This window comes from Leeuwenhoekiella sp. CH_XMU1409-2 (genome assembly GCF_037029365.1).
Classification (GTDB): Bacteria; Bacteroidota; Bacteroidia; order Flavobacteriales; family Flavobacteriaceae; genus Leeuwenhoekiella; species Leeuwenhoekiella blandensis.
Genome location: NZ_JAYMEI010000013.1, coordinates 110,769 through 131,249 on the forward strand (window position 1 = coordinate 110,769; position 20,481 = coordinate 131,249).

At 36.0% G+C, this 20,481-nt stretch carries 19 protein-coding genes and 1 tRNA gene; 15 read left to right on the plus strand and 5 right to left on the minus strand.

Annotated features, from left to right (window positions below):
* Positions 1–9 precede the first annotated feature (9 nt).
* On the minus strand, positions 10–1,239 hold the full coding sequence (locus WA338_RS14110; RefSeq protein WP_336093817.1) for an HD domain-containing protein: 1,230 nt from the start codon (positions 1,237–1,239) through the stop codon (positions 10–12).
* Positions 1,240–1,321: 82 nt separating this feature from the next.
* On the opposite strand from WA338_RS14110, the gene porX reads away from it, so the two are divergent.
* From porX to WA338_RS14140, 6 genes are all read left to right on the plus strand, one after another.
* Positions 1,322–2,875: a T9SS response regulator signal transducer PorX gene (porX, locus tag WA338_RS14115; protein ID WP_272986556.1), complete on the plus strand. Its 1,554-nt coding sequence runs from the start codon at positions 1,322–1,324 to the stop codon at positions 2,873–2,875.
* Positions 2,876–2,890: 15 nt separating this feature from the next.
* Entirely contained in the window at positions 2,891–3,298 is a 408-nt protein-coding gene (gene tsaE, locus WA338_RS14120) for a tRNA (adenosine(37)-N6)-threonylcarbamoyltransferase complex ATPase subunit type 1 TsaE (protein WP_272986558.1), read from the plus strand.
* A 255-nt stretch (positions 3,299–3,553) separates the two neighbouring features.
* Positions 3,554–3,691: a hypothetical protein gene (locus WA338_RS14125; protein WP_273005585.1), complete on the plus strand. Its 138-nt coding sequence runs from the start codon at positions 3,554–3,556 to the stop codon at positions 3,689–3,691.
* The gene (locus WA338_RS14130) at positions 3,639–4,205 is read left to right on the plus strand and encodes a hypothetical protein (RefSeq protein WP_272986559.1); all 567 of its coding nucleotides are present in this window, start codon (positions 3,639–3,641) and stop codon (positions 4,203–4,205) included. Before WA338_RS14125 ends, WA338_RS14130 begins: the two co-directional genes overlap by 53 nt.
* A gap of 122 nt (positions 4,206–4,327) precedes the next feature.
* Positions 4,328–5,524, plus strand: coding sequence for an alanine dehydrogenase (locus WA338_RS14135; protein WP_272986560.1), 1,197 nt, complete (start codon positions 4,328–4,330; stop codon positions 5,522–5,524).
* A gap of 15 nt (positions 5,525–5,539) precedes the next feature.
* Positions 5,540–5,923 (plus strand): hypothetical protein, encoded by a 384-nt coding sequence (locus WA338_RS14140; RefSeq protein ID WP_272986562.1) that lies wholly within the window; start codon positions 5,540–5,542, stop codon positions 5,921–5,923.
* A gap of 98 nt (positions 5,924–6,021) precedes the next feature.
* Here WA338_RS14140 and WA338_RS14145 read toward each other — a convergent pair whose 3' ends face one another.
* The gene (locus WA338_RS14145; RefSeq protein WP_272986564.1) at positions 6,022–7,197 is read right to left on the minus strand and encodes a proline dehydrogenase family protein; all 1,176 of its coding nucleotides are present in this window, start codon (positions 7,195–7,197) and stop codon (positions 6,022–6,024) included.
* Positions 7,198–7,284: 87 nt separating this feature from the next.
* Here WA338_RS14145 and aroB point away from each other — a divergent pair, with 87 nt between their 5' ends.
* Together aroB and WA338_RS14155 are read left to right on the plus strand one after the other, a co-directional pair.
* Entirely contained in the window at positions 7,285–8,364 is a 1,080-nt protein-coding gene (gene aroB / locus WA338_RS14150) for a 3-dehydroquinate synthase (RefSeq protein WP_272986566.1), read from the plus strand.
* 75 nt (positions 8,365–8,439) lie between these two features.
* Entirely contained in the window at positions 8,440–8,763 is a 324-nt protein-coding gene (locus WA338_RS14155) for a hypothetical protein (RefSeq protein ID WP_009780144.1), read from the plus strand.
* A gap of 170 nt (positions 8,764–8,933) precedes the next feature.
* Here the strand turns inward: WA338_RS14155 and trxB are convergent, their stop codons facing one another.
* A complete protein-coding gene (gene trxB / locus WA338_RS14160) occupies positions 8,934–9,890 on the minus strand; it encodes a thioredoxin-disulfide reductase (RefSeq protein WP_009780143.1) in 957 nt (318 codons plus the stop codon).
* A gap of 213 nt (positions 9,891–10,103) precedes the next feature.
* Here trxB and WA338_RS14165 point away from each other — a divergent pair, with 213 nt between their 5' ends.
* The gene (locus WA338_RS14165; RefSeq protein WP_272986583.1) at positions 10,104–11,225 is read left to right on the plus strand and encodes a PQQ-dependent sugar dehydrogenase; all 1,122 of its coding nucleotides are present in this window, start codon (positions 10,104–10,106) and stop codon (positions 11,223–11,225) included.
* Complete coding sequence (locus tag WA338_RS14170; protein ID WP_272986585.1) at positions 11,222–11,677, plus strand: c-type cytochrome; 456 nt, start codon at positions 11,222–11,224, stop codon at positions 11,675–11,677. Before WA338_RS14165 ends, WA338_RS14170 begins: the two co-directional genes overlap by 4 nt.
* Here the strand turns inward: WA338_RS14170 and WA338_RS14175 are convergent, their stop codons facing one another.
* Positions 11,678–12,124, minus strand: coding sequence for a hypothetical protein (locus tag WA338_RS14175; protein WP_272986587.1), 447 nt, complete (start codon positions 12,122–12,124; stop codon positions 11,678–11,680).
* A gap of 232 nt (positions 12,125–12,356) precedes the next feature.
* Here WA338_RS14175 and WA338_RS14180 point away from each other — a divergent pair.
* Both WA338_RS14180 and WA338_RS14185 read left to right on the plus strand, forming a co-directional pair.
* Positions 12,357–12,431: transfer RNA gene (locus WA338_RS14180), tRNA-Pro, on the plus strand.
* Between the two features lie 215 nt (positions 12,432–12,646).
* Positions 12,647–13,891 (plus strand): site-specific integrase, encoded by a 1,245-nt coding sequence (locus tag WA338_RS14185; RefSeq protein WP_272986589.1) that lies wholly within the window; start codon positions 12,647–12,649, stop codon positions 13,889–13,891.
* Positions 13,892–13,968: 77 nt separating this feature from the next.
* Here WA338_RS14185 and WA338_RS14190 read toward each other — a convergent pair whose 3' ends face one another.
* Complete coding sequence (locus WA338_RS14190; RefSeq protein ID WP_272986590.1) at positions 13,969–15,072, minus strand: Fic family protein; 1,104 nt, start codon at positions 15,070–15,072, stop codon at positions 13,969–13,971.
* 493 nt (positions 15,073–15,565) lie between these two features.
* Between WA338_RS14190 and WA338_RS14195 the strand changes: the two genes are divergently transcribed.
* Genes WA338_RS14195 through WA338_RS14205 form a run of 3 tightly spaced genes read left to right on the plus strand, consistent with a single transcriptional unit; the run spans position 15,566 to position 20,433 of the window.
* The gene (locus WA338_RS14195) at positions 15,566–17,428 is read left to right on the plus strand and encodes a hypothetical protein (protein WP_272986591.1); all 1,863 of its coding nucleotides are present in this window, start codon (positions 15,566–15,568) and stop codon (positions 17,426–17,428) included.
* A gap of 27 nt (positions 17,429–17,455) precedes the next feature.
* The gene (locus WA338_RS14200; RefSeq protein ID WP_272986593.1) at positions 17,456–20,002 is read left to right on the plus strand and encodes a sacsin N-terminal ATP-binding-like domain-containing protein; all 2,547 of its coding nucleotides are present in this window, start codon (positions 17,456–17,458) and stop codon (positions 20,000–20,002) included.
* 2 nt (positions 20,003–20,004) lie between these two features.
* Positions 20,005–20,433, plus strand: coding sequence for an AlbA family DNA-binding domain-containing protein (locus WA338_RS14205; protein ID WP_336093827.1), 429 nt, complete (start codon positions 20,005–20,007; stop codon positions 20,431–20,433).
* Positions 20,434–20,481: the final 48 nt, after the last annotated feature.

Genomic DNA, 20,481 nt, shown 5'->3' on the forward strand with positions numbered 1-20,481 from the left:
AAAAAGGGTTTAATTTAAGTGCTTCGGATAGCAGATATAGTTTTTTGTGATCACCTTTGATAAGGCCTTTAAACTCAGCTGATCACTAGCCGAAATAACATCGATGACCTTTCCTTTTTTTGTCAATATATTAATGGCTTCCTTTTTTAAGGTATAAGCTTGATTGGTAAGTGTACCGGTAAACACAAAATAATCTACCTCTTCATCAGTAATGTCATAATGCGCTTTTACACGTTCACGCTCTTCTTGAATAAATTCTTTCTTGAAAGGTTTTTTCTTGATTTTTATGCGAGGTAATTTTCGGTCAATGATGATTTTACAAAGGGTACTCAAAACAAAGTCATCGGCATCGCACCAAGATTTCATAGCCGATATAATGTCATAATCATCAAGGTTTGAAAAAACTTCTAGCGCCTCTTGATCAAAAACACCTTCAGCATTTTTTTTCTTCAAAAAATAACTTAACGCCTTACTTGCCGGCAAAACCTGACCACTTTCGGTTAGATATTTTGCACGCTTTAAAACTTTTACCAATACTTGCTCGGCAACAAGACTGGTTTTATGTAAATACACCTGCCAATACATCAGACGGCGGGCTACAAGAAACTTCTCTATAGTATAGATCCCCTTTTCTTCTACCATCAGTTCGTCATCTTTGACATTAAGCATTGCCAGAATACGATCGGTATTAATATTCCCTTCAGCCATCCCGGTATAAAAACTATCGCGCTTGAGGTAATCGGTACGATCCATATCCAACTGACCTGAAACCAACTGATGTAAAAAAGGACGGTGGTACGTTCCCTTAAAAATTTTAAGAGCCAGGGTTAAACTTCCGTTAAACTCATAGTTGAGCTGCTCCATAAATTGAAGTGATATTTGCTCGTGATGCACCCCTTCTGCGATACTATTTTCCATCGCATGGGAAAATGGACCGTGACCAATATCATGCAATAAAATCGCAGCCATTGTAGCTTCTTTCTCTTCCGCAGAAACGCTAACACCTTTCTGCTCAAGCTTTTCAAGTGCCTTTTGCATTATATGAACACAACCTATCGCATGATGAAAACGGGTATGATGCGCCCCGGGATATACTAAATAAGACAAACCCATTTGCGAAATCCTGCGTAAACGCTGAAAGTATTTATGTTCAATAAGGTTAAATATGAGTCCGTTGGGGATGGTAATAAACCCATATATAGGGTCGTTAATTATCGTAAGTTTGTTAGCGGTCTTCAACGCGAAAGGCTTTTAAAATTTGATAACGCAAAATGCGTAAGCATATGGTTTTTATAAAACCAAGCATCACAAATATACTATTATGAGTACGATAAAAATATTATGGGTAGATGATGAAATCGATTTACTCAAACCACATATCCTTTTTTTAGAAAAGAAAAACTATGAAGTAACTACTTGTCAAAGTGGTACCGAGGCGATTGACCTTGTAGAAGAACAAAACTTTGATGTTGTTTTTCTTGATGAAAATATGCCTGGTCTCACCGGATTAGAAACCCTGAGTGAGATCAAGGCAAAACGCGACACACTTCCTGTAATTATGATCACAAAAAGTGAGGAAGAATATATTATGGAAGAAGCTATTGGTTCTAAAATAGCAGACTACTTAATCAAACCGGTTAATCCCAACCAGATTTTGCTAAGTCTCAAAAAGAACCTTGACACCAGCCGTTTGGTTTCTGAAAAGACAACGCTCAACTATCAGCAGGAATTTAGAAAAATAGCCATGGATATGGCTCAGGTAAATACATATGAAGAGTGGGCAGAATTGTATCAAAAGCTTATTTATTGGGAGCTCGAATTAGAGAATATCGAAGATCAAAGCATGCACGAGATTTTAGAATCTCAGAAAACGGAAGCTAACAGTCAGTTCTTTAAATTCATCGAGCGTAATTATGAAGATTGGTTTAGTGATGAAGACAGACCAACCATGTCTCATACCTTATTTAAAGACAAAATCTTGCCGCAAATTAAGAAAGAAGATGCGCCTGTTTTACTCATTGTGATCGACAACCTGAGATACGATCAATGGAAATCTTTTGAACCCATTATAAGCAACTATTATAAAAAAGAAAGTGAAAGTGCCTATTATAGCATTCTTCCCACAGCAACACAATATGCACGTAACGCGATCTTTTCTGGGCTGATGCCAAGTGAGATGGAAAAACAACATCCAGACCTCTGGCTCAATGATACCGATGATGGAGGTAAAAACCTTAATGAAGATAAATTCCTTGCCGCACAACTCAAGCGCTTAGGCTTGACAGATTTGGTTTGGGAATATCACAAGATCACCAATTTAAAAAGCGGGAAAAAACTCGTTGAAAATTTCAATTCTCTTAAAAAGAATGATCTTACGGTTTTAGTCTATAATTTTGTTGACATGCTTAGTCATTCTAAAACAGAAATGGAAGTCATTAAAGAATTAGCATCTAACGATAAATCCTATCGCTCCTTAACTGAAAGCTGGTTTAAAAATTCGCCTTTGTTAGAAATGATTCAAAAGTCGCAACAACTCGGTTTCAAAATTGTACTTACTACAGATCACGGTACTATAAATGTCAAAAACCCGTCTAAAGTAATAGGAGACAAAAACACCAGTCTCAATTTGCGCTACAAAACCGGACGTAGTCTTACTTACGAACAAAAAGATGTACTTGAAGCTAAAGATCCAAAAAGCATACACCTGCCTACTATTAATATGAGTAGCTCATTTATCTTTGCCAAAGGTGATTTGTTTTTTGCTTATCCTAACAATTACAATCATTATGTAAGTTATTTTAGAAACACCTATCAGCATGGTGGTGTTTCTTTAGAAGAAGTCATCATTCCATTTATCGTTTTAAACCCAAGATAATTTTTGCCATTGTTTATGGAATATATCTATGAATTGAATCAAATTGATGAAGTTGCACAACACATAATCGTGCAATTGAAATACCCTACCATTTTATTCTATGGTGATCTGGGTGCTGGTAAAACGACACTTATAAAAGCCTTAGTTAAAGCTTTAGGATCTGACGACAGTGTTTCTAGCCCTACATTTTCATTAATAAATGAGTACAAAACTCGAGATGGAGATACTATTTATCATCTGGATTTATACCGTCTAAAAGAAGAAAATGAAGCGTATGATATCGGGATTGAAGAAATTCTTGACAGCGGGAGCCTAAAATTTATTGAATGGCCTCAAAAAATTAACAATTTGATTGATAATAACGTCCATTCGGCGAAAATTTCTTCGATAAACGAATCAAAAAGAAAATTGGAATTTATTTAAAATGTTAATATATTGTTAAAGAAAATTTTTGAATTTGAGGTATTTTCTTACAAGTCTAAAATTACGAAAAAGTTATAGTGATTTTTTTTCCGAGTAAGGGAATTATTGGTAAATTCAACACTTAATATTAATCGACAAAATGTGTTAAAGGCTATTGACGTAAAGCAAATATAGAAAGAATATAAAATGTGATATCGTGTGAAAAGTTGCTCATCTTTGAACCAACAAATCATTAATACTCAAACACATTTTATTATGAAAATCAAAGCATTACTCCTAGGCCTTTTAATTGCAGGTGCAACAGCAGTTACTTACACTGTACAAGATACTAACGCAGACTATGCAGCAAAGAAAATCGAGAAAAGTAGAATCAAAATCCCTACTAACGGGTAGTTTGATCGCGGCTTTTATTGTCGCATCACCATACTTTTTTTACTTATATGAAGGTTTCCCACAATCTAAGGTTTGGGAAACCTCTTTTTTTGGATTTAATATTAGATACGAAAGTATCAATTTTGACAGCGTAGATGTTGTAGCTTGGGTTGTGTTCAGTAAACTTATTCCGTTCTTTTTATTTTTAATTTGGTTTTTTACGTGCAAACATTGGTGGTATCACGCGATTTTAGTCCCTCTATGTATGTATTTCTTTCAAATTGTTAGTGCATTTAATGATGATTTGGCGTTCACGGATAGCGTGGATATTTATTATATGGCTCCCATTATTTTTATTGCATTGATCTTTATTTATACTATACGTATGAAAATTTTTGATCGTATACATAATATTGACCTTTCAGAATTACAAAGAGTAAGTATAAAAGGAGAAATTCAAGATGAAGATTTAGAGCATCAATATGCTTCAAAGTCTGAAGATGAAGACGACGATGAACCTCTTTTTATGGGATAAATTAAGAATTGAATCTTCTTTACCTCTGAGCTACTACACGCATTTAGAATTCTTAGTCAAAACCTTTTTTTTCCTTTAAATATTATGTTTAATTTGAAGCTTACTTTACACTAAAGCCTCAGATGATTCAAAACAGTCCATTTACAAGAGAACAGCTTATTCCTCAAGAAGAAAAGCTTGAAATAGAACAACGTAAAGGATCATTATTTATAGGAATCCCCAAAGAAAATCACTTTCAGGAAAAGCGAGTTTGCCTTACTCCTGATGCAGTGGGCGCTCTCGTGGCGCACGGTCACCGTGTTCTAATTGAATCTAAAGCTGGGGAAGATGCGCGCTTTACAGATCACGACTACTCTGAAGCTGGTGCAGAAATAACTGCAGATCGCAATAAGGTTTTTGGTTGCCCTATGGTTTTAAAAGTAGAACCACCATCTTTGGAAGAGTTGGAAATGGTCAATCCGCAAACGGTGATCATCTCTGCATTACAGCTTAAAACACAGAAAAAAGAATATTTTAAAATACTTGCAGCCAAACGCATTACTGCGTTAGCCTTTGAGTTTATCAAAGATGCAGACGGCACCTACCCTGCTGTTCGGGCTTTAAGTGAAATCGCCGGCACAGCTTCAGTATTGATCGCTTCAGAAATTATGTCCCGCCAAGATGAAGGTAATGGTTTGATGTTTGGGAACATTAGCGGGGTTCCTCCTATCGAGGTAGTGATCATTGGTGCAGGTACTGTTGGTGAATTTGCCACACGCTCTGCTTTAGGACTGGGAGCCAATGTAAAAGTATTTGACAATTCCCTTACCAAATTGCGCTGCCTTCAGGTAAATGTTGGGCGCCCTTTGTATACTTCAACCATTCAGCCAAAAAACTTACTTAAGGCGTTACGCCGTTGCGATGTCGCCATTGGAGCCGTACGTGGTAAAGATCGTTCTCCGGTAATTGTAACCGAAACGATGATTGAATATATGAAGCCCGGCTCTATAATTATTGATGTAAGTATTGATATGGGCGGTTGTTTTGAAACGAGTGAAGTAACCTCTCACGACGAGCCAACTTTTAAAAAACACGGCGTCATTCATTATGGGGTTCCTAATATCCCTTCGCGTTATGCCAGAACTTCGTCGCTATCAATAAGCAATATTTTTACACCTTATTTATTAGAAATCGGGGAACACGGCGGACTCGAAAATAGCCTAAGAATCAACAAGGGTTTAAAAAATGGATTGTACTTTTACCGCGGAATTTTAACCAGCAAATCTGTAGCAGATTGGTTTGATCTTCCGTTTAGAGATATCAATCTTTTATTTTTTTAGCGCTTACATTTAATTATGAAAATTTTATACCGTTTAGGTTATTATTTAGGAGGTTTTGCCATTGGTCTTATTTTGCTAGCCTTTTTTGTTAAAGGAAGTGGTGTCGAACTTCCTTCTTGTGACTATATGCCAAATGCTCGAGTTTTAAAAACCATTAGAAATAATGGTTACATCCTTTCTACTCAGGCTGAAAAGCAACTGCAAGAATTAAAGCTTGACACTTCCTATTTGAACACTATTTTTCTTGAAGGCGAAGTTGATTTTGATAAGAGCGATACCCGAAAAGAACCTTGTGGTTTTTATACGATTCATTCGCAAGAAACCATGCCTACTCCAATTACAACAACGCTCGAATTGTGTGATGAGCAATTTGAAGTATTGACAGTTACCAAAAAATAGAAAAAACAACCCAAAGTTTTATATTTCGGGGTGTCAATAAAAAAGAGGCTAAATATTTACTTAGCCTCTTTTTTTATATCAATTCGTATTGTTTTTGGTTATTCAGATTTACGACGCTTTCGCTCCTCTTGAATAAGCGTTAATTCTCTGTTGGTTTGACCTGCCACAGACGTATTTTCTTCAGCTCTTCTAATAAGGTAAGGCATCACATCTTTTACAGGGCCAAAAGGGACATATTTAGAAACATTGTATCCTTCTTTTGCGAGATTGAAACTTATATGATCACTCATACCATACAATTGACCAAACCACACCCGACCATCATCGGGAGCAATTTCTTTTTGTGACATTATTTCTATAGCGAGATAATTACTCTCTTCGTTATGCGTCCCAATAAAAGCCCAGATATCGTCTAAATGATCAAAAATGTAAACCAGCATTGCATTAAAATGCGCATCAGTTTCTGGTTTATCTTTACAAATAGGTGAATCGTAACCATATTTATCTGCACGTGCGCGTTCTTTTTCCATATATGCACCACGAACGATTTTCACCCCCAGATGGTATCCTTTGTCAATTCCGTCAAGGTGAAGTTCTTTAAGATAAGCCAATCGATCCCAACGATAACATTGAAGCGTTGTAAAAACAATAGGCTTTTCTTTATTGTAGGTTTGCATCATCTCAAGCACCAAATCATCAACAGCGCCCTGCATCCAACTTTCCTCGGCATCAATCAATAGTTTTAGATCACAAGCTTTTGCCTTGGCACATACTTCATGAAAACGTTCCTGAATACGTTTCCATTCTTTAAGTTCTTTATCTGTAAGATTTTCTTTTTCAGTAACCTTACGCCAAACTTCAAATCGTCCAAAACCTGTAGGTTTAAAAACCGCAAAAGGTAGTCCGGGTCGGTTCTTCGAAAAATCAATTACGCTTAAAACACGATTTAAAGCTGCATCAAACAAAGCTTCGGTTTCTTTCCCTTCAACAGAAAAATCAAGCACCGAATGCACATTTTTTGAGTACATCGCATCTATCGTAGAGACACAATCCTTTTCGCTTTCGCCGCCACAAAAATGATCAAATACGGTCGCTTTGACGATTCCCTTAATGGGTAAGTTTATATTGAGTGCAAAATTGGTAAGTGCAGAACCCACTTTAACCAGAGGTTGCAACGAGATCATCTTGAATAAAAAGTAAGCTCGGTTGAGTTCGCTATCTGATTTTAAGGAAAATGCAGTCTTTGTGTCATCAAAGATTTTTTGTTCTAACATATTCTGAAATTAGGCGTCAAATATAGCCAAATCGCAAAGGGATTGTTATAAAAGAATATTAATTTCACAACCTTAAAAAACTTTAACATGGAAGCGATTCAAGCTAAAGATTATCAGGTGGTTTTTGGAACTGACGGCTACACAAATCTTAATGCTATTTTAAAGAAAAAAAACTACAGCATCCTTTTTATACTTGTTGACAGCAATACTCACGAGCATTGTTTGGCCCCTTTTCTTCAAAATGTGGTGACTCAAACAACCATCGAGATTATTGAAGTTGATCCGGGAGAAGAGTTCAAAAACCTTGAGACTTGTGAAGGTGTTTGGAATGTATTGTCAGAATTGAATGCCGATCGTAAAAGTGCTTTGATCAATTTAGGTGGCGGCGTAGTTACCGATTTAGGTGGTTTTGTGGCCTGCTGCTTCAAACGCGGAATCGATTTTATCAATATTCCTACGACCCTGCTGTCTATGGTAGATGCTTCGGTAGGTGGTAAAACCGGCGTAGATCTTGGTCCTTTAAAAAATCAAATTGGGATCATAAGTAACCCTGAACTTGTTTTAGTAGACACCCATTTTCTAGGAACACTGTCTATCGAAGAATTACGCAGTGGTTATGCCGAAATGTTGAAACACGGCCTCATCAGTTCTGAAACCTATTGGAATACCGTTAAAGAAGCAAATTATAGTGATTTTGAAAGCTTAGGTGATTTAATAAGACAATCAATCGCTATTAAAAACGAAGTAGTTCTCGAGGATCCTTTTGAGAAAAATCGTAGAAAAAGCCTTAATTACGGTCATACTTTAGGTCACGCTATAGAATCTTATTTTATGGAAAGTGATCAAAAACAGCGACTGCTTCACGGTGAAGCCATCGCCATCGGTATGATTTTGGCAAATTACCTTTCTACCCAGTTGTGTGATCTAGAAGAAGTAGTATGTAATGAGCTATCTTCAGCAATCATGAGTTTTTATCAGGTTGTTCAATTTGATGATAAAGACATTGAGCAAATCATCACGTTGCTTAAATATGACAAAAAGAATAGTCATGGTAAAGTCCTGTTTGTACTTTTAAATAACATAGGAGAAGTTGTACTCAATCAAGAAGTATCAAACGAACTCATTTATAAGGCTTTTGAATACTATAAAAATTTAAATAAGAATTAAGCGAATAGTGTTGCACAACCCAACCGTTTTTTTTTACATTTAACCACAAATTGCACCAATTATTAAATTTTATTTATGCGTCGCGTAATAGTTGATTTTAAAAAACTTACACCAGAGATTTTAGCTCTGTTAGTAGATAAGTACCCCTACGGATATGATGATGATCACATTATATCTTTTAAAAATGCTAAAAACGAACTCATCGAGTGTGTTGAAGTACGCACAGCAGATACCATCTATCTTGTTAAAGTGAGCAAGAAATTAGAGACTTCTATGGAAAATTATGATGTTGATGATTATGAAGATGATGAACTAAACGATCCAATCGCTGAAATTCCAGAAAAAATGGAAGGAGAAGACGAAGATCTTGAAGAAGATGATGCCGAAGATGAAGATTAAATTCATCTTTGAATTATAAGCAATAAAAAAAGCTCTCGAAATCGAGAGCTTTTTTTATTGACACCGCCAAAGGTTATACTATCTCTAAGGCTTGTATTGAAAATTTATTCTAATAGGGAATACTTTAAAGGTGTTCCCTAAATAGTTGAAATCAGTCTAGTCGCAGAAACCTAAGCTTCTACTTTTTCTTCTATTGAAGCTAGATAACGTTCTGCATCCAGTGCAGCCATACAACCGGTACCGGCAGCTGTAATCGCTTGACGATACTCTTTATCTTGCACATCTCCACTTGCAAAAACTCCCGGCTTTCCGGTTTTTGTAGATTTTGCTTCGGTGATGATATAACCGGTATCATCCATTTCTAACTGTCCTTTAAAAATATCGGTATTGGGTTTGTGCCCAATCGCAATAAATAAACCGGTAATTTCAATTTGAGAAGTTTCTTTAGTTTGATTGTTGATCATTTTCAAACCTTCAACTACTTGTTCACCTATAACCTCCTCTACCTCGGTATTATAAAGTACCGTAATATTTTTTCTAGAATTCACTCGGTGCTGCATTGCTTTTGAAGCACGCATTTCATCTTTTCTTACCAACATGGTCACGTGCTCACAGATATTAGCAAGATAGGTTGCTTCTTCTGCAGCGGTATCTCCCCCACCTACAATTGCTACTCGCTGATTTTTATAAAAGAATCCATCACAAACGGCACATGCCGAAACGCCACCACCTCGTAAACGCTGCTCACTTGGAAGTCCCAGATATCTTGCCGTTGCACCTGTAGAAATGATAACAGATTCCGCTTCGATTTCTGTAGTATTGTCAACAGTTGCTTTGTGAATACCTCCTTCTTCCGAAGAAAATTCAACATTGGTGATCATTCCTATACGCACTTCAGTACCAAAACGCTCAGCCTGCTGCTGAAGCTGTACCATCATCGTAGGCCCGTCGATACCTTCTGGATATCCCGGGAAGTTATCAACCTCAGTGGTAGTAGTTAATTGTCCGCCCGGCTCCATACCTGTGTAAACCACCGGTTTCAAATCTGCTCGCGATGCATAAATTGCTGCAGTATATCCTGCAGGGCCAGAGCCTATAATTAAACATTTAATACGTTCTACTGCCATTTATTTTATTTTTAAATCCACAATGTGGAATTCAACTTTAGTTTTACTTATAAGTATGCTATTAGAGCAAAAGTAATCGATTCTTAGCTCTTATAAAAAGGAACCTAATCGCTACTTATAAGTCGTTATCAACAATGCAAATTTACAAGGATGTTTGAATTCAATACTTTAGGATTGTTAGGTTTTCACTATTTTTAGATCAAAATTTTTTATATGAAAAAGCGCAGTTTACTTATACTTTGTGTATTTACCACATTAATGGCTTGTGCACAAAATCCAAAAGAAGTTAAAGAGGATGACGTACCTATTTCAGTCTCTGAAGCATACGGCTACGAGACTATCGTTGCTGATTTGATCAATCCTTGGGGAATGGCTTTTTTACCTGACGGCAGCCTTCTTATTACCGAAAAATCAGGAGAGCTTATTCATTTTAAAGATGGTGTAAAGCAGGAAATCTCGGGTGTTCCGGAAGTATATAACCGTGGTCAAGGAGGTTTGCTCGACATTCAATTGAGTCCGAATTATGCTGAGGACGGCTTTATTTATATCACTTACTCTTCTACTCAAGGTGATGGCAAAGGTGGTAATACCGCATTAATGCGCGCTAAACTTTCAGGAACTACACTTACAGGCCAAGAGGTTCTTTATAAAGCCACTCCTAATACGACTAAAGGTCAGCACTGGGGAAGTCGAATTGTATTTGACGATGCGGGTCATGTCTTTTTCACTGCCGGGGAACGCGACATCAATCCGCAAGATATCACGCGTGATAACGGAAAAGTATACCGATTAAATTTAGATGGAAGCATTCCTTCAGACAATCCATTTGTGAATACCGCTGATGCTAAAGGTGCCATCTGGTCCTACGGACATCGCAACCCGCAGGGAATGATCGTGAACCCTGAGACCAATGAAATTTGGGTACACGAACACGGACCTCGTGGTGGAGACGAAATCAACGTCATTAAAAAAGGAGCCAATTACGGTTGGCCTGTGATCACCTATGGGATAAACTACAGTGGTACCGAAATTACAGATGAAACTCAAAAAGAAGGAATGGAGCAGCCTTTATATTACTGGGTTCCTTCTATTGCTCCAAGCGGGATGGCATTTGTATCAAGTGATACTTATCCCGAATTAAAAGGAAATATTCTGGTCGGTTCTTTAAAGTTTGTATATCTCGAGGCGCTTTATCTAAATGACGCCAATGAGGTGATTAAAAGAGAAAAGCTTCTGGACGGAATTGGCCGTGTGCGAAATGTAATTGAAGGACCTGATGGATTTATTTATGTTGGCGTTGAAGGAGTAGGAATCGTAAAACTTGTAAAAAATTGAAAACACTAAGTCTATTTATTTTGGGATCGGTTGCTCTAATAGGCAGCTATTTAAGTCTTAAAACTGATGTTTCATTTGTCAATACTGAAGCAGCGTACCAAATAATTCAACAGGATACTACATTACAAAACAGTATTGAACGCGGTAAAACGGTGTACGAAGATTTTTGTATGCAATGTCATATGGCTACGGGAGAAGGAATCCCCGGCGCATTCCCTCCTCTAGCTAAAGCTGATTATCTATTAGAAAATCGAACCAAAGCCATTCACGCGGTCAAATTTGGTTTAAAAGGTCCTATAACGGTAAACGGAACCGATTACAAAAGCGTAATGGCTCCGTTAGGTTTGTATGATGATGAAGTAGCTGATGTAATGAATTACATCTTAAATTCTTGGGGTAACACAAATGATAAGTTGGTTACCGAAGAAGAAGTAGCAGCCGTTGAAGAGTAACTATTCAATACGCTGATAATTTTCAGAGAAAATACGATTGCCGTCTTCGTCTGTGGTGATCTGACTATATTCATTTTCTGAAATTTGTAATTCAAAAGTGAACATGCGCAGTGTATCAATGACATTCATCATGCTTTCAGAACCGTATTCTAGTGTTTCAATAAGCTGATCTTCAGATGCCACATAACTTCCGTAACCAAACCATTCTACGGAATCTTTGGGTACATAGCGCGTCCACATCACGCGATCTTTGGTATACATTTTAATTTGACGATACCCGTCAGTAGTGGCTACGGTATCTATGATTTGGTTGTCATCATAATGATAAAAATCCCGAAGTTCCCAAGTACCTCGTATTAAAACATCATTAGATTGTTTAAGAGCGTCAGAATCGATACTCCAAGAAGTACCAATTATTAAGAGTAGGGTAAGAAGTGAAAGTTTCATAATATTTAAGCTATAGAATTAAAGATTTACTTCATTTAAGTTACAAAAAATATAATATCAATAAACTACAACGTTGTAATTTTATTATAATTAAACGTTTTACTTAATTCATAAAGAATATTTTAAGTGTATTTTGATTTTAATTCTAGCTCAAAAATGGGTCAGTGTGTATTCTGAGAGAAAGGCTTTGCGGTTTGCTGCAATTATTTATATTTGCAGCCTGCAAAATTTTCGGGATGTAGCTTAGTCCGGTTAAAGTGCGCGTCTGGGGGGCGCGAGATCGGAGGTTCGAATCCTCTCATCCCGACGAACCAAATCACGTTTTATATCAAAAAGCCTGTTAATCAATAATTTAACAGGCTTTTCATTTTTTATGATAGCATCTGATATCATCTAAAATCAAGGCAAATGTGTGCAATTCGGTGCGCAATAAGGTGTGCAAATTATCGTAGATTTATATAGCATTTAGGCCATCTGGATGTAGTCTTTAACTAATAATCGTTTAACTAAAAGACTTACAAAATGCCTGTAAACAGCACCTTAGGCGTGAACTTCTTTACACGTCCCAAAAGAAACAATCCCAACAAACTGGATATCTATTTGAGAATTACAGTCAATAAAAAGCGCTCTGAGATGAGTATAAAGCGTGATGTTGATGTAAAAGATTGGGATATCCTCCGGGTTAAAGCCAAAGAAACTTCAGACCAACTTATTACACTCAACTCTTATATGGACGATGTAAAAGCTGAAGTTCTAAATGCGCATAAAGAACTGCATGCAGAACGAAAAGTAATTACGGCAAAAGCGATCAAATTGAGATATATGGGCGAAGATGAGGAGCGTATGACGCTCTTAGAGCTTGTGAAGTACCATAACGACAATATGGAATTATCGCTAAAGCCCGGTACGATGAAAAATTACTACTCTACCGAAAAGTATATCAAGGCTTATCTCTTAGATCATTATAAATCAGATGACTTCTTCTTGGTTGATTTAAACTACCGGTTTATAACAGAGTTTGAACACTATATACGTACTTATAAGCCTAAGAAGGAAAGAAAGACTTGTTCCATAAACGGTACGAGGAAGCATTTAGAACGGCTTCGAAAAATGGTTAATCTAGCTGTCAGGATGGAATGGTTGCCTAAAGATCCTTTTGTCAATTATAAATTGAAATTGGAACGAAAGGAACGCTGCTATTTAACCCAGCGTGAATTAGATCGCATTGAAGAAACGCACTTTACAAGTAAAGGTTATGAACGCGTAAGAGATTGCTTTCTGTTTGCTTGTTACACAGGACTTTCCTATATAGATTTAAAAGCATTACGAAAAGACCAATTGATTCCCGCTTCTAATGGACGCTTGTGGATTTATACTAAACGCGAGAAAACTAACGAATCTGTAAGGGTTCCCCTCCTGCCCCAGGCTCTGGCACTGATAAAGAAATATACAAAGGATGAAGAGTTGGAGGTCTCCGGCAAATTAATGCCTTTATACAGCAATCAGAAGGTAAACAAATACCTTAAGGAAATAACTGAGGTCTGTCAAATACATAAACATGTAACCTTCCACGTAGCCCGTCATACCTTTGCAACTACGGTTACGCTATCTAATGGAGTACCCATTGAGACTGTATCAAAGCTTTTAGGGCACACACAGCTACAAACAACTCAAATCTATGCCAGAGTACTACAAAAGAAAGTTGGAGACGATATGGATGCCTTAATGCGTAAAATGGAAGCTAGGAATACTAAAGAGTCATTTTGATCTTCGGTATGATTTGATTCACACTACCAACTGAGGCAAGGTAATTTTCAAACCAATTCACCCCTTATTAAAAAGCTTTAGTTCTCAAAGTTGATTTCATAACGAGTACTTCGTCCCTCCCCTATAGAGATAAATAGTTTTTTTGCTGCTAAATCCTGAAGATCACGGGTTGCTGTAGCTTTAGATGTTTTGGTAAGGGCAATATACTTTTTTGCCGTCATCCCCCCTTTAAACCCTTCCGGTTCTTCGTCAAGCATTCTATTAATAACCTTTAATTGGCGATCATTCAAGGAATTTCTATGGCGATCAAAAAAACGGGCTTTTTTCAAAGTAAAAGAAACAAGGTCTTCCGCCTGAGATTGCGCTTCTAAAACAGTATTGACAAAATAGATTATCCAATCGGTTATTTCATTGGACTGTTGTGCGTTTTTTAGAGCCTTATAATAGGCTTGTTTATCGTGCTCTATTGCTTTCGAAAGACTCAGGAGAACAGGGCGGTTTAAGTCTTGAGATAACGCCTTTTCAGATAATGCCCTTCCTATTCTTCCATTACCATCTTCAAAAGGATGAATGCTCTCAAAATACAGATGTGCAATCGCTGCACGGATAAGTGGTTTTTTAATAGGATTGGCTCCTTCTGGATGAGATTCATTAAACCACGTTATAAAAGCACGCATTTCATTCGGAAGCAAATGGGAAGGTGGAGCTTCAAAATGGATCTTCTCCCTGCCCCAGCTGCCGGATACGATCTGCATAGGCTCACTGTGCTTCCGCCATTGCCCGGTATTAATGCGGACGGCTCCTTCTAGTAAGGTTTCGTGCCACTCGAATAAGACTTGGTCTGTCAAAGGTTTAGCAAAATTTTGCCTAACCCGTACCATTAAATCCCCTACACCTTGTGCCATTGGGTCTTTGACCGTTTTGGGTGTACCATACCCCATATTATTTCGTATAGAAGACATTACATCTTCCCTGCTTAGATATTCCCCTTCTATTTCTGATGTTTTAACAGCCTCGGCTACCATTAGTGATAAAATAGCTTCCATTTGCATCGTAGCTGATAATCCTTCTAATAGACCATTAACGCGACCGGCCCTTTGGCTGAACTCAAAGAGCTTCTCTTCAATTTCAGTTGTTGTATACTTAAAATTGGGCCAGTCTTCGTGTTGCCAGTTATACATAATGAGCCGATTAAACAAAATAATTGGCTCAAATATAATCAAAAAATGAGCCGATTAACCTTTCCAATCGGCTCATTTTGCTATGTAAACCTAGAATTTGAATTTAACTTATTAGTATTTGATGAAAAGTAAATTTATTGAGGACAGCTTTGTATAGCTATAAAAGGATTTATTTATCAATCTGTATAGCTAATTTAGGACGGGTCACACAAACAACTGCAAACTACTTAAATCTATGCTAGAGTACTACAAAGAAAGTTAGAGATAATATGGATGCTCAAATGCGCATATTAGAATCTAGAAAAATTTGTTAGACTGAATTCATTAAATAAGCTATTATAGGACAGATAATTAAAAGGATTAGCCTATATTTCAAGTATGTGTTAAATAGTTTTAAATTTTTTGATAAAAACTACCCAAGTAAAATTAAATACCAAAGAACGAATTTATTTTTTTGTTCCTTTAGGTATCAAAAAATAGCATTTCTTTTAGAATGAAATTCGATCCGCCAGAAATAGTTAAAAAATTTGTCTGCATTTTTAATAGAGAAGAAGCAGCTTTAGCTGCTCTTGTTTTTAGCTATATTGACCAATCAGCGGGTTATATACCAACCTTTGAATTTCCTTTTGTCTCTTCAGAAGATTTTAAAAGCGATCCGGATAAAGAAATTCGTGATGAGCACCAACTTAGCAGATCAAGAGCAAGAAAATTTAACGTCAATGTCGGAAATGCTATTCGACGCTTGGGTGGCTGTGAATACCTCATTGTTGCTGGACTGACGGATAAACAGTTGAGTTATTTGACATTCCTAAATGATTACAACACCATTTACATTGATGGTAAAGACAATGTTGATGTATTTTTAAATGGTATTGTACCAAAAAAAGGTTGCCTACCATGCAAGGAATCTAAACTAATCGAGAATTTACATTATGCTCTCAACCAGAATCTATATCTATCAATAGATGATGAGGCCGAGAGTGTTTCAACTTCAATCAGCAATTCTTCGGGATTAATTGTAATAGAGCAAAATAATAAAGTTTCTAGTGTATTTGGAATTTTGTACGCACATTCTATTGGAGCGGAAGTTGAGTTAATTAATACAGAGGGTCTAAATCATTACCAGATTAAGGATTTAATAGAAAATTGGAAGAATAACGAACCAAACTCTTTTAATAATTTAAGTGCAGCTATCTATCCATATATTGAACATATCAATTTTAATGAGAGGGAATTTGCTACATTTTTTACAGATGGTATTCCCTACTCCTTAATATTAAAAAATATTTTACCGATTTCACACGTCCATTTACGAATTAATCCTGATTTATTCGTTTTTAATAGCATTTATTATGAGTCTTATTCCGAAACATATTCAGCAATTGTATTTTCCCCAAAAGCTTTTGATGATGAAGAAACAGAATTTGTTGTAGAAAGGCTGGTGGAAAATCATTTACTCGTAAAACCACTAGTTGATAAAGAAGCCACTTATTTTAATTTAGATAACCATATACAACATTACCCCTATAGTCTTTTGCATGTATGTAGTCACGGAGGTGAAGTCGAAGGAAAAAGAATTACAGAAAAATTTATTGATAGCACTGGAGATGAACACATCGTGGTTTACGATGAAGTTTTCAGCTTTGGATTAAATCCTTTCCAAGATTCACATGCCGTAGCAACGAAACGACTACCTCGAGAATTCGATGGACTTTCTTGGGGCAGTACCGAATTTAAAGGAGCCTCCTTTCCTAATTATATTTTTTCAGAAATGTTTCAATCGTTGGGAGACACTGAAAATCAAATACACTCAATAAAAGTTAATGTTCCAGGTTCTTGCCACATTAAATGCGTAGATTCTATATATCAGGCAATGTTCAACTATTTGGCCGCAGCACATTCCCCTATAATCTTTAATAATACCTGTTGGTCCTGGTCTGATATTGCGGACTCATTTATTGGTGTTGGGGCAAGAGGATATATTGGAACGCTCTGGAATATTGATAATACAGTAGCTACAAAATCGGCTAAAGCTTTCTATAATAACATTTTTGAAAAAACAGTTTTATTCTCATTGCATGAAGCTCTAGATGTATCGAAAAATACCAGAGATGAAAACATCTATATTTTTTGGGGACTACACTTTACCAGCATCGTACCTTGTATATCTCAAGATGCAAGCAGATTAGTTGTTTTTATGAAATTAATGGATTCTATCCAAAGTTGGAAAACCAAACTGGAAGAAACTATAATTCCTGAGCATAAAAAAACAATAACTGAAATTATCGATTGGTTATCAAGAGTAATTGCACTTGATTTTAAAAAAGAGGCTATAAAATATCTATATAATAAATAAATTCCATCTGGCTGAAACGATAAAAATATGATACAATCAATTGAAGAGGGCAGAAAAGAAGACGGTAACAGGTCCATTGCCGATAAAATTAACAAAAGGTTACACGACCTAGATAAAACTGTTGAAAATAACAAAGGCAGATGGGCTTGGGAACTTCTTCAAAATGCAAAAGACAGTATTGCGGATTACCCGGAAAGAAAAATTTCAATCCAAATTGAGCACAATAATGACAACATAATCTTTAGGCACAATGGGATTTACTTTACAGAAAGGGATATACGTGGTATCATCAATCAAATATCGTCAAAGGAAACCGAAGAGGGAGAGACCAGTACAAGAACAGGTAGATTTGGGACAGGTTTTTTAACTACGCATTTACTTTCCCGAGAGATTGATATTGAAGGAATATTGGAGACTGACAGTCTTGAAACTTATCAATTTAAATTTCCCCTAGATAGAAGAGGTAATTCAATGGCTCAGCTTATGCCTAAAGTCGAAAATGCTTGGACAGAATTTCAAAATTCAGTAAAACTTATCAATTCCGATTACAATGAGTTTGCCTTTAATACATCTTTCACCTATCATCTGAATACGGATGAGCAAAAAGAAATCGCCAAAGTAGGTGTAAATGAGTTTGTGAATTTGATACCTTATGTTCTCACTTTCATATCCAAAATTGATAAGGTTGAAATTATAAATAATCTCGAAAATGAAAAGTTAACCTTTACCAGTAAACAAAATATTGAATCACAAAACCTTCAGGTTATTGAGAAAATCTATAATGGACAAACTTCGATTATTCACATTTTAAAGTCATCCTCAAATAGAACGTCGATCGCAGCTGAAGTACTTAAAAAAGACGATGGATATTATTTTCAAAGCCTTGATAATGTTCCAAGTCTTTTTTGTGATTTTCCAATGATAGGAACTGAAGATTTCCATTTTCCTATGGTTGTGAATAGCTTTTATTTTAATCCACTTACCGAACGAGACGGAATATGGCTTAAAAAAGATGATGATAAGGAAGTTCAAGAAAACAGAGAGATACTTTTAGAAGCTTTGGAATTGTACAAGAACCTTATGGATACAATTTCTACCAAAACCTATTTTAACCTTTTTTATGTTTCAGATTCAAGAATGCCAAAAACCTTAGAAAAGTTTTTTGATAGGAACTGGTATGAAATAAATGTTCAAAAGCCAATAAGGGATATTCTTTGGGAATCTACCATTGTTGAAATAGAAAACTCAAAAGAGAAATTCCAGTTGAAAGATATTTGGTTTCCTGAGAAGAAATACAAGAATGAGATTCAAAAAAAACTCTGGAAATTTACTTATGACCTTTTCCCAAAATCAGTATGTAAGAAACAGCATATCGCATTCTGGGTCAATATAGGCTGGAATGATTGGCAAAAATTGGATTATGTGGGTTTAGTTAAGGATGTAGAAGAGCAAGAGTCTATTGATGGATTATCGAAAGCACTAGAAAAATCTGAAGAAGACACATTTCAATGGTTCAATGACTTTGGTAATTTTATTATGGAAATTGAAACAAACAATATTCTGTTTAATAAACACAAAGTGTTACCCAACTACAATGGAACTTTTTGTTTTAAAGAGGCTATTCATATTGACAAGATAAAAGACCCTAAACTTTTAGAAATTTTAGAATTATTGGGAGAAGATTGGAAGAATCTTCTACTTCACCCTAAAGTTGGCTTCGGGAAATACAAGGTAAAAAACCTAAAAAATATTGCAGATGAAATTTCAAATTTTCTAAAGCACTCTAAAAAGAATAATGAAGATGAAATTAAGGCAATAAGTTTACTTTCAGAATGGTTCGAGGCTAACACTAAAGATTCTAAAGAATATTTTTCACACTTTTATGGAAAACGGGCAGAGCTTTTTATGAATACAATTTCTGATAAGGAAAGTCTATACAAAGTAATGCGGAGCTCGACAGACCTTGAGCAATTATCAAATATGGCTGACGCAATAAATAAAGATCCAGATTTAATTAACAAATTCAATCAAGCTGAAGAATTTTCAAATTTATTGAATGAGTATAATGTAACGAATATAGAAGAATTAAAACTCGTTTTAGAGAACTCCAAAACTCATCATATAAAAGCAGAAATTACACAGGAAGATTTAGCAGGATTAGGTGTAACCTCAATGGATGAATTGGAAGAAGCTTTAAAGGATAGGGATTTAGCAGCCCTCTTTAACCACACTTCTAGACCAAATGCCAATATGTTTCTATATGCCCAACAATTGATAGAACGATCAAAACAAAATATCATTGAATATTTGATAAGTCACAAAGATTATGATTGTACAGATATTGACGAATTGGCAACTACGGTTTTAGGTGGCATCAAGAAAAATAACGTAGATGTTCATATTGTAATAAGACCATCGGATAGTGGACAAGTAATTGTTTTCTATTCTTCAGAGAAAGATACTTTAGATTATGCTAATGCCGAACTGTGGATTGATAACGGAAAGGAAAGGCCAAGACATTTAACATTGGGTACTATTCTGAAAACAACAGGTATAAATAAAATCCCTGTATAATTATGAATTGGATTGGAAATTTTAATAATATAGTTGGTCAACCAGAGAGCCAAACTTTGGAATATAAGGCTGTACTACCGCCTTCTAGAAATGTAGCACAAATATTATGTTCTTTTGCTAATACAGAAGGTGGATTTCTCATTTTAGGTGTTACCGACGATTTGAAAATTAGTGGTTTGAGTGAGGATTTTCACGCCAATACAATAACTCATAAAGCTTTGGATTTGTTAACCCCTAGGCCAAATATTGAATATCAATATGTAAACATTGAAAACAAAAAATTATATGCAATAAAAGTAGATAAATCTGATTCAATTGTCTCCGTTGAGGGGAAGGCATACATTCGTAAAGGAGATAGAACACAGCTTGTAGACCCTATCACAGTAAATTTTAATACGGGAGGTGGAATTACTACATTAGACTGGACATAGAGTTGAATGAATATTATTGCAAGTTGTTAACTTAGCAATCATGAGACG

Bases quoted from the DNA above. Each gene is read 5' to 3' on its own strand.
- WA338_RS14140 (WP_272986562.1), top strand. From the start codon at position 5,540: ATGAAAATTTTATACCGTTTAGGTTATTATTTAGGAGGTTTTGCCATT.
- WA338_RS14185 (WP_272986589.1), top strand. From the start codon at position 12,647: ATGCCTGTAAACAGCACCTTAGGCGTGAACTTCTTTACACGTCCCAAA.
- trxB (WP_009780143.1), bottom strand. From the start codon at position 9,890: ATGGCAGTAGAACGTATTAAATGTTTAATTATAGGCTCTGGCCCTGCA.
- WA338_RS14145 (WP_272986564.1), bottom strand. From the start codon at position 7,197: ATGTTAGAACAAAAAATCTTTGATGACACAAAGACTGCATTTTCCTTA.
- WA338_RS14195 (WP_272986591.1), top strand. From the start codon at position 15,566: ATGAAATTCGATCCGCCAGAAATAGTTAAAAAATTTGTCTGCATTTTT.
- porX (WP_272986556.1), top strand. From the start codon at position 1,322: ATGAGTACGATAAAAATATTATGGGTAGATGATGAAATCGATTTACTC.
- WA338_RS14130 (WP_272986559.1), top strand. From the start codon at position 3,639: ATGCAGCAAAGAAAATCGAGAAAAGTAGAATCAAAATCCCTACTAACG.
- WA338_RS14200 (WP_272986593.1), top strand. From the start codon at position 17,456: ATGATACAATCAATTGAAGAGGGCAGAAAAGAAGACGGTAACAGGTCC.
- aroB (WP_272986566.1), top strand. From the start codon at position 7,285: ATGGAAGCGATTCAAGCTAAAGATTATCAGGTGGTTTTTGGAACTGAC.
- WA338_RS14165 (WP_272986583.1), top strand. From the start codon at position 10,104: ATGAAAAAGCGCAGTTTACTTATACTTTGTGTATTTACCACATTAATG.
- WA338_RS14155 (WP_009780144.1), top strand. From the start codon at position 8,440: ATGCGTCGCGTAATAGTTGATTTTAAAAAACTTACACCAGAGATTTTA.
- WA338_RS14205 (WP_336093827.1), top strand. From the start codon at position 20,005: ATGAATTGGATTGGAAATTTTAATAATATAGTTGGTCAACCAGAGAGC.
- tsaE (WP_272986558.1), top strand. From the start codon at position 2,891: ATGGAATATATCTATGAATTGAATCAAATTGATGAAGTTGCACAACAC.
- WA338_RS14175 (WP_272986587.1), bottom strand. From the start codon at position 12,124: ATGAAACTTTCACTTCTTACCCTACTCTTAATAATTGGTACTTCTTGG.
- WA338_RS14190 (WP_272986590.1), bottom strand. From the start codon at position 15,072: ATGTATAACTGGCAACACGAAGACTGGCCCAATTTTAAGTATACAACA.
- WA338_RS14135 (WP_272986560.1), top strand. From the start codon at position 4,328: ATGATTCAAAACAGTCCATTTACAAGAGAACAGCTTATTCCTCAAGAA.
- WA338_RS14125 (WP_273005585.1), top strand. From the start codon at position 3,554: ATGAAAATCAAAGCATTACTCCTAGGCCTTTTAATTGCAGGTGCAACA.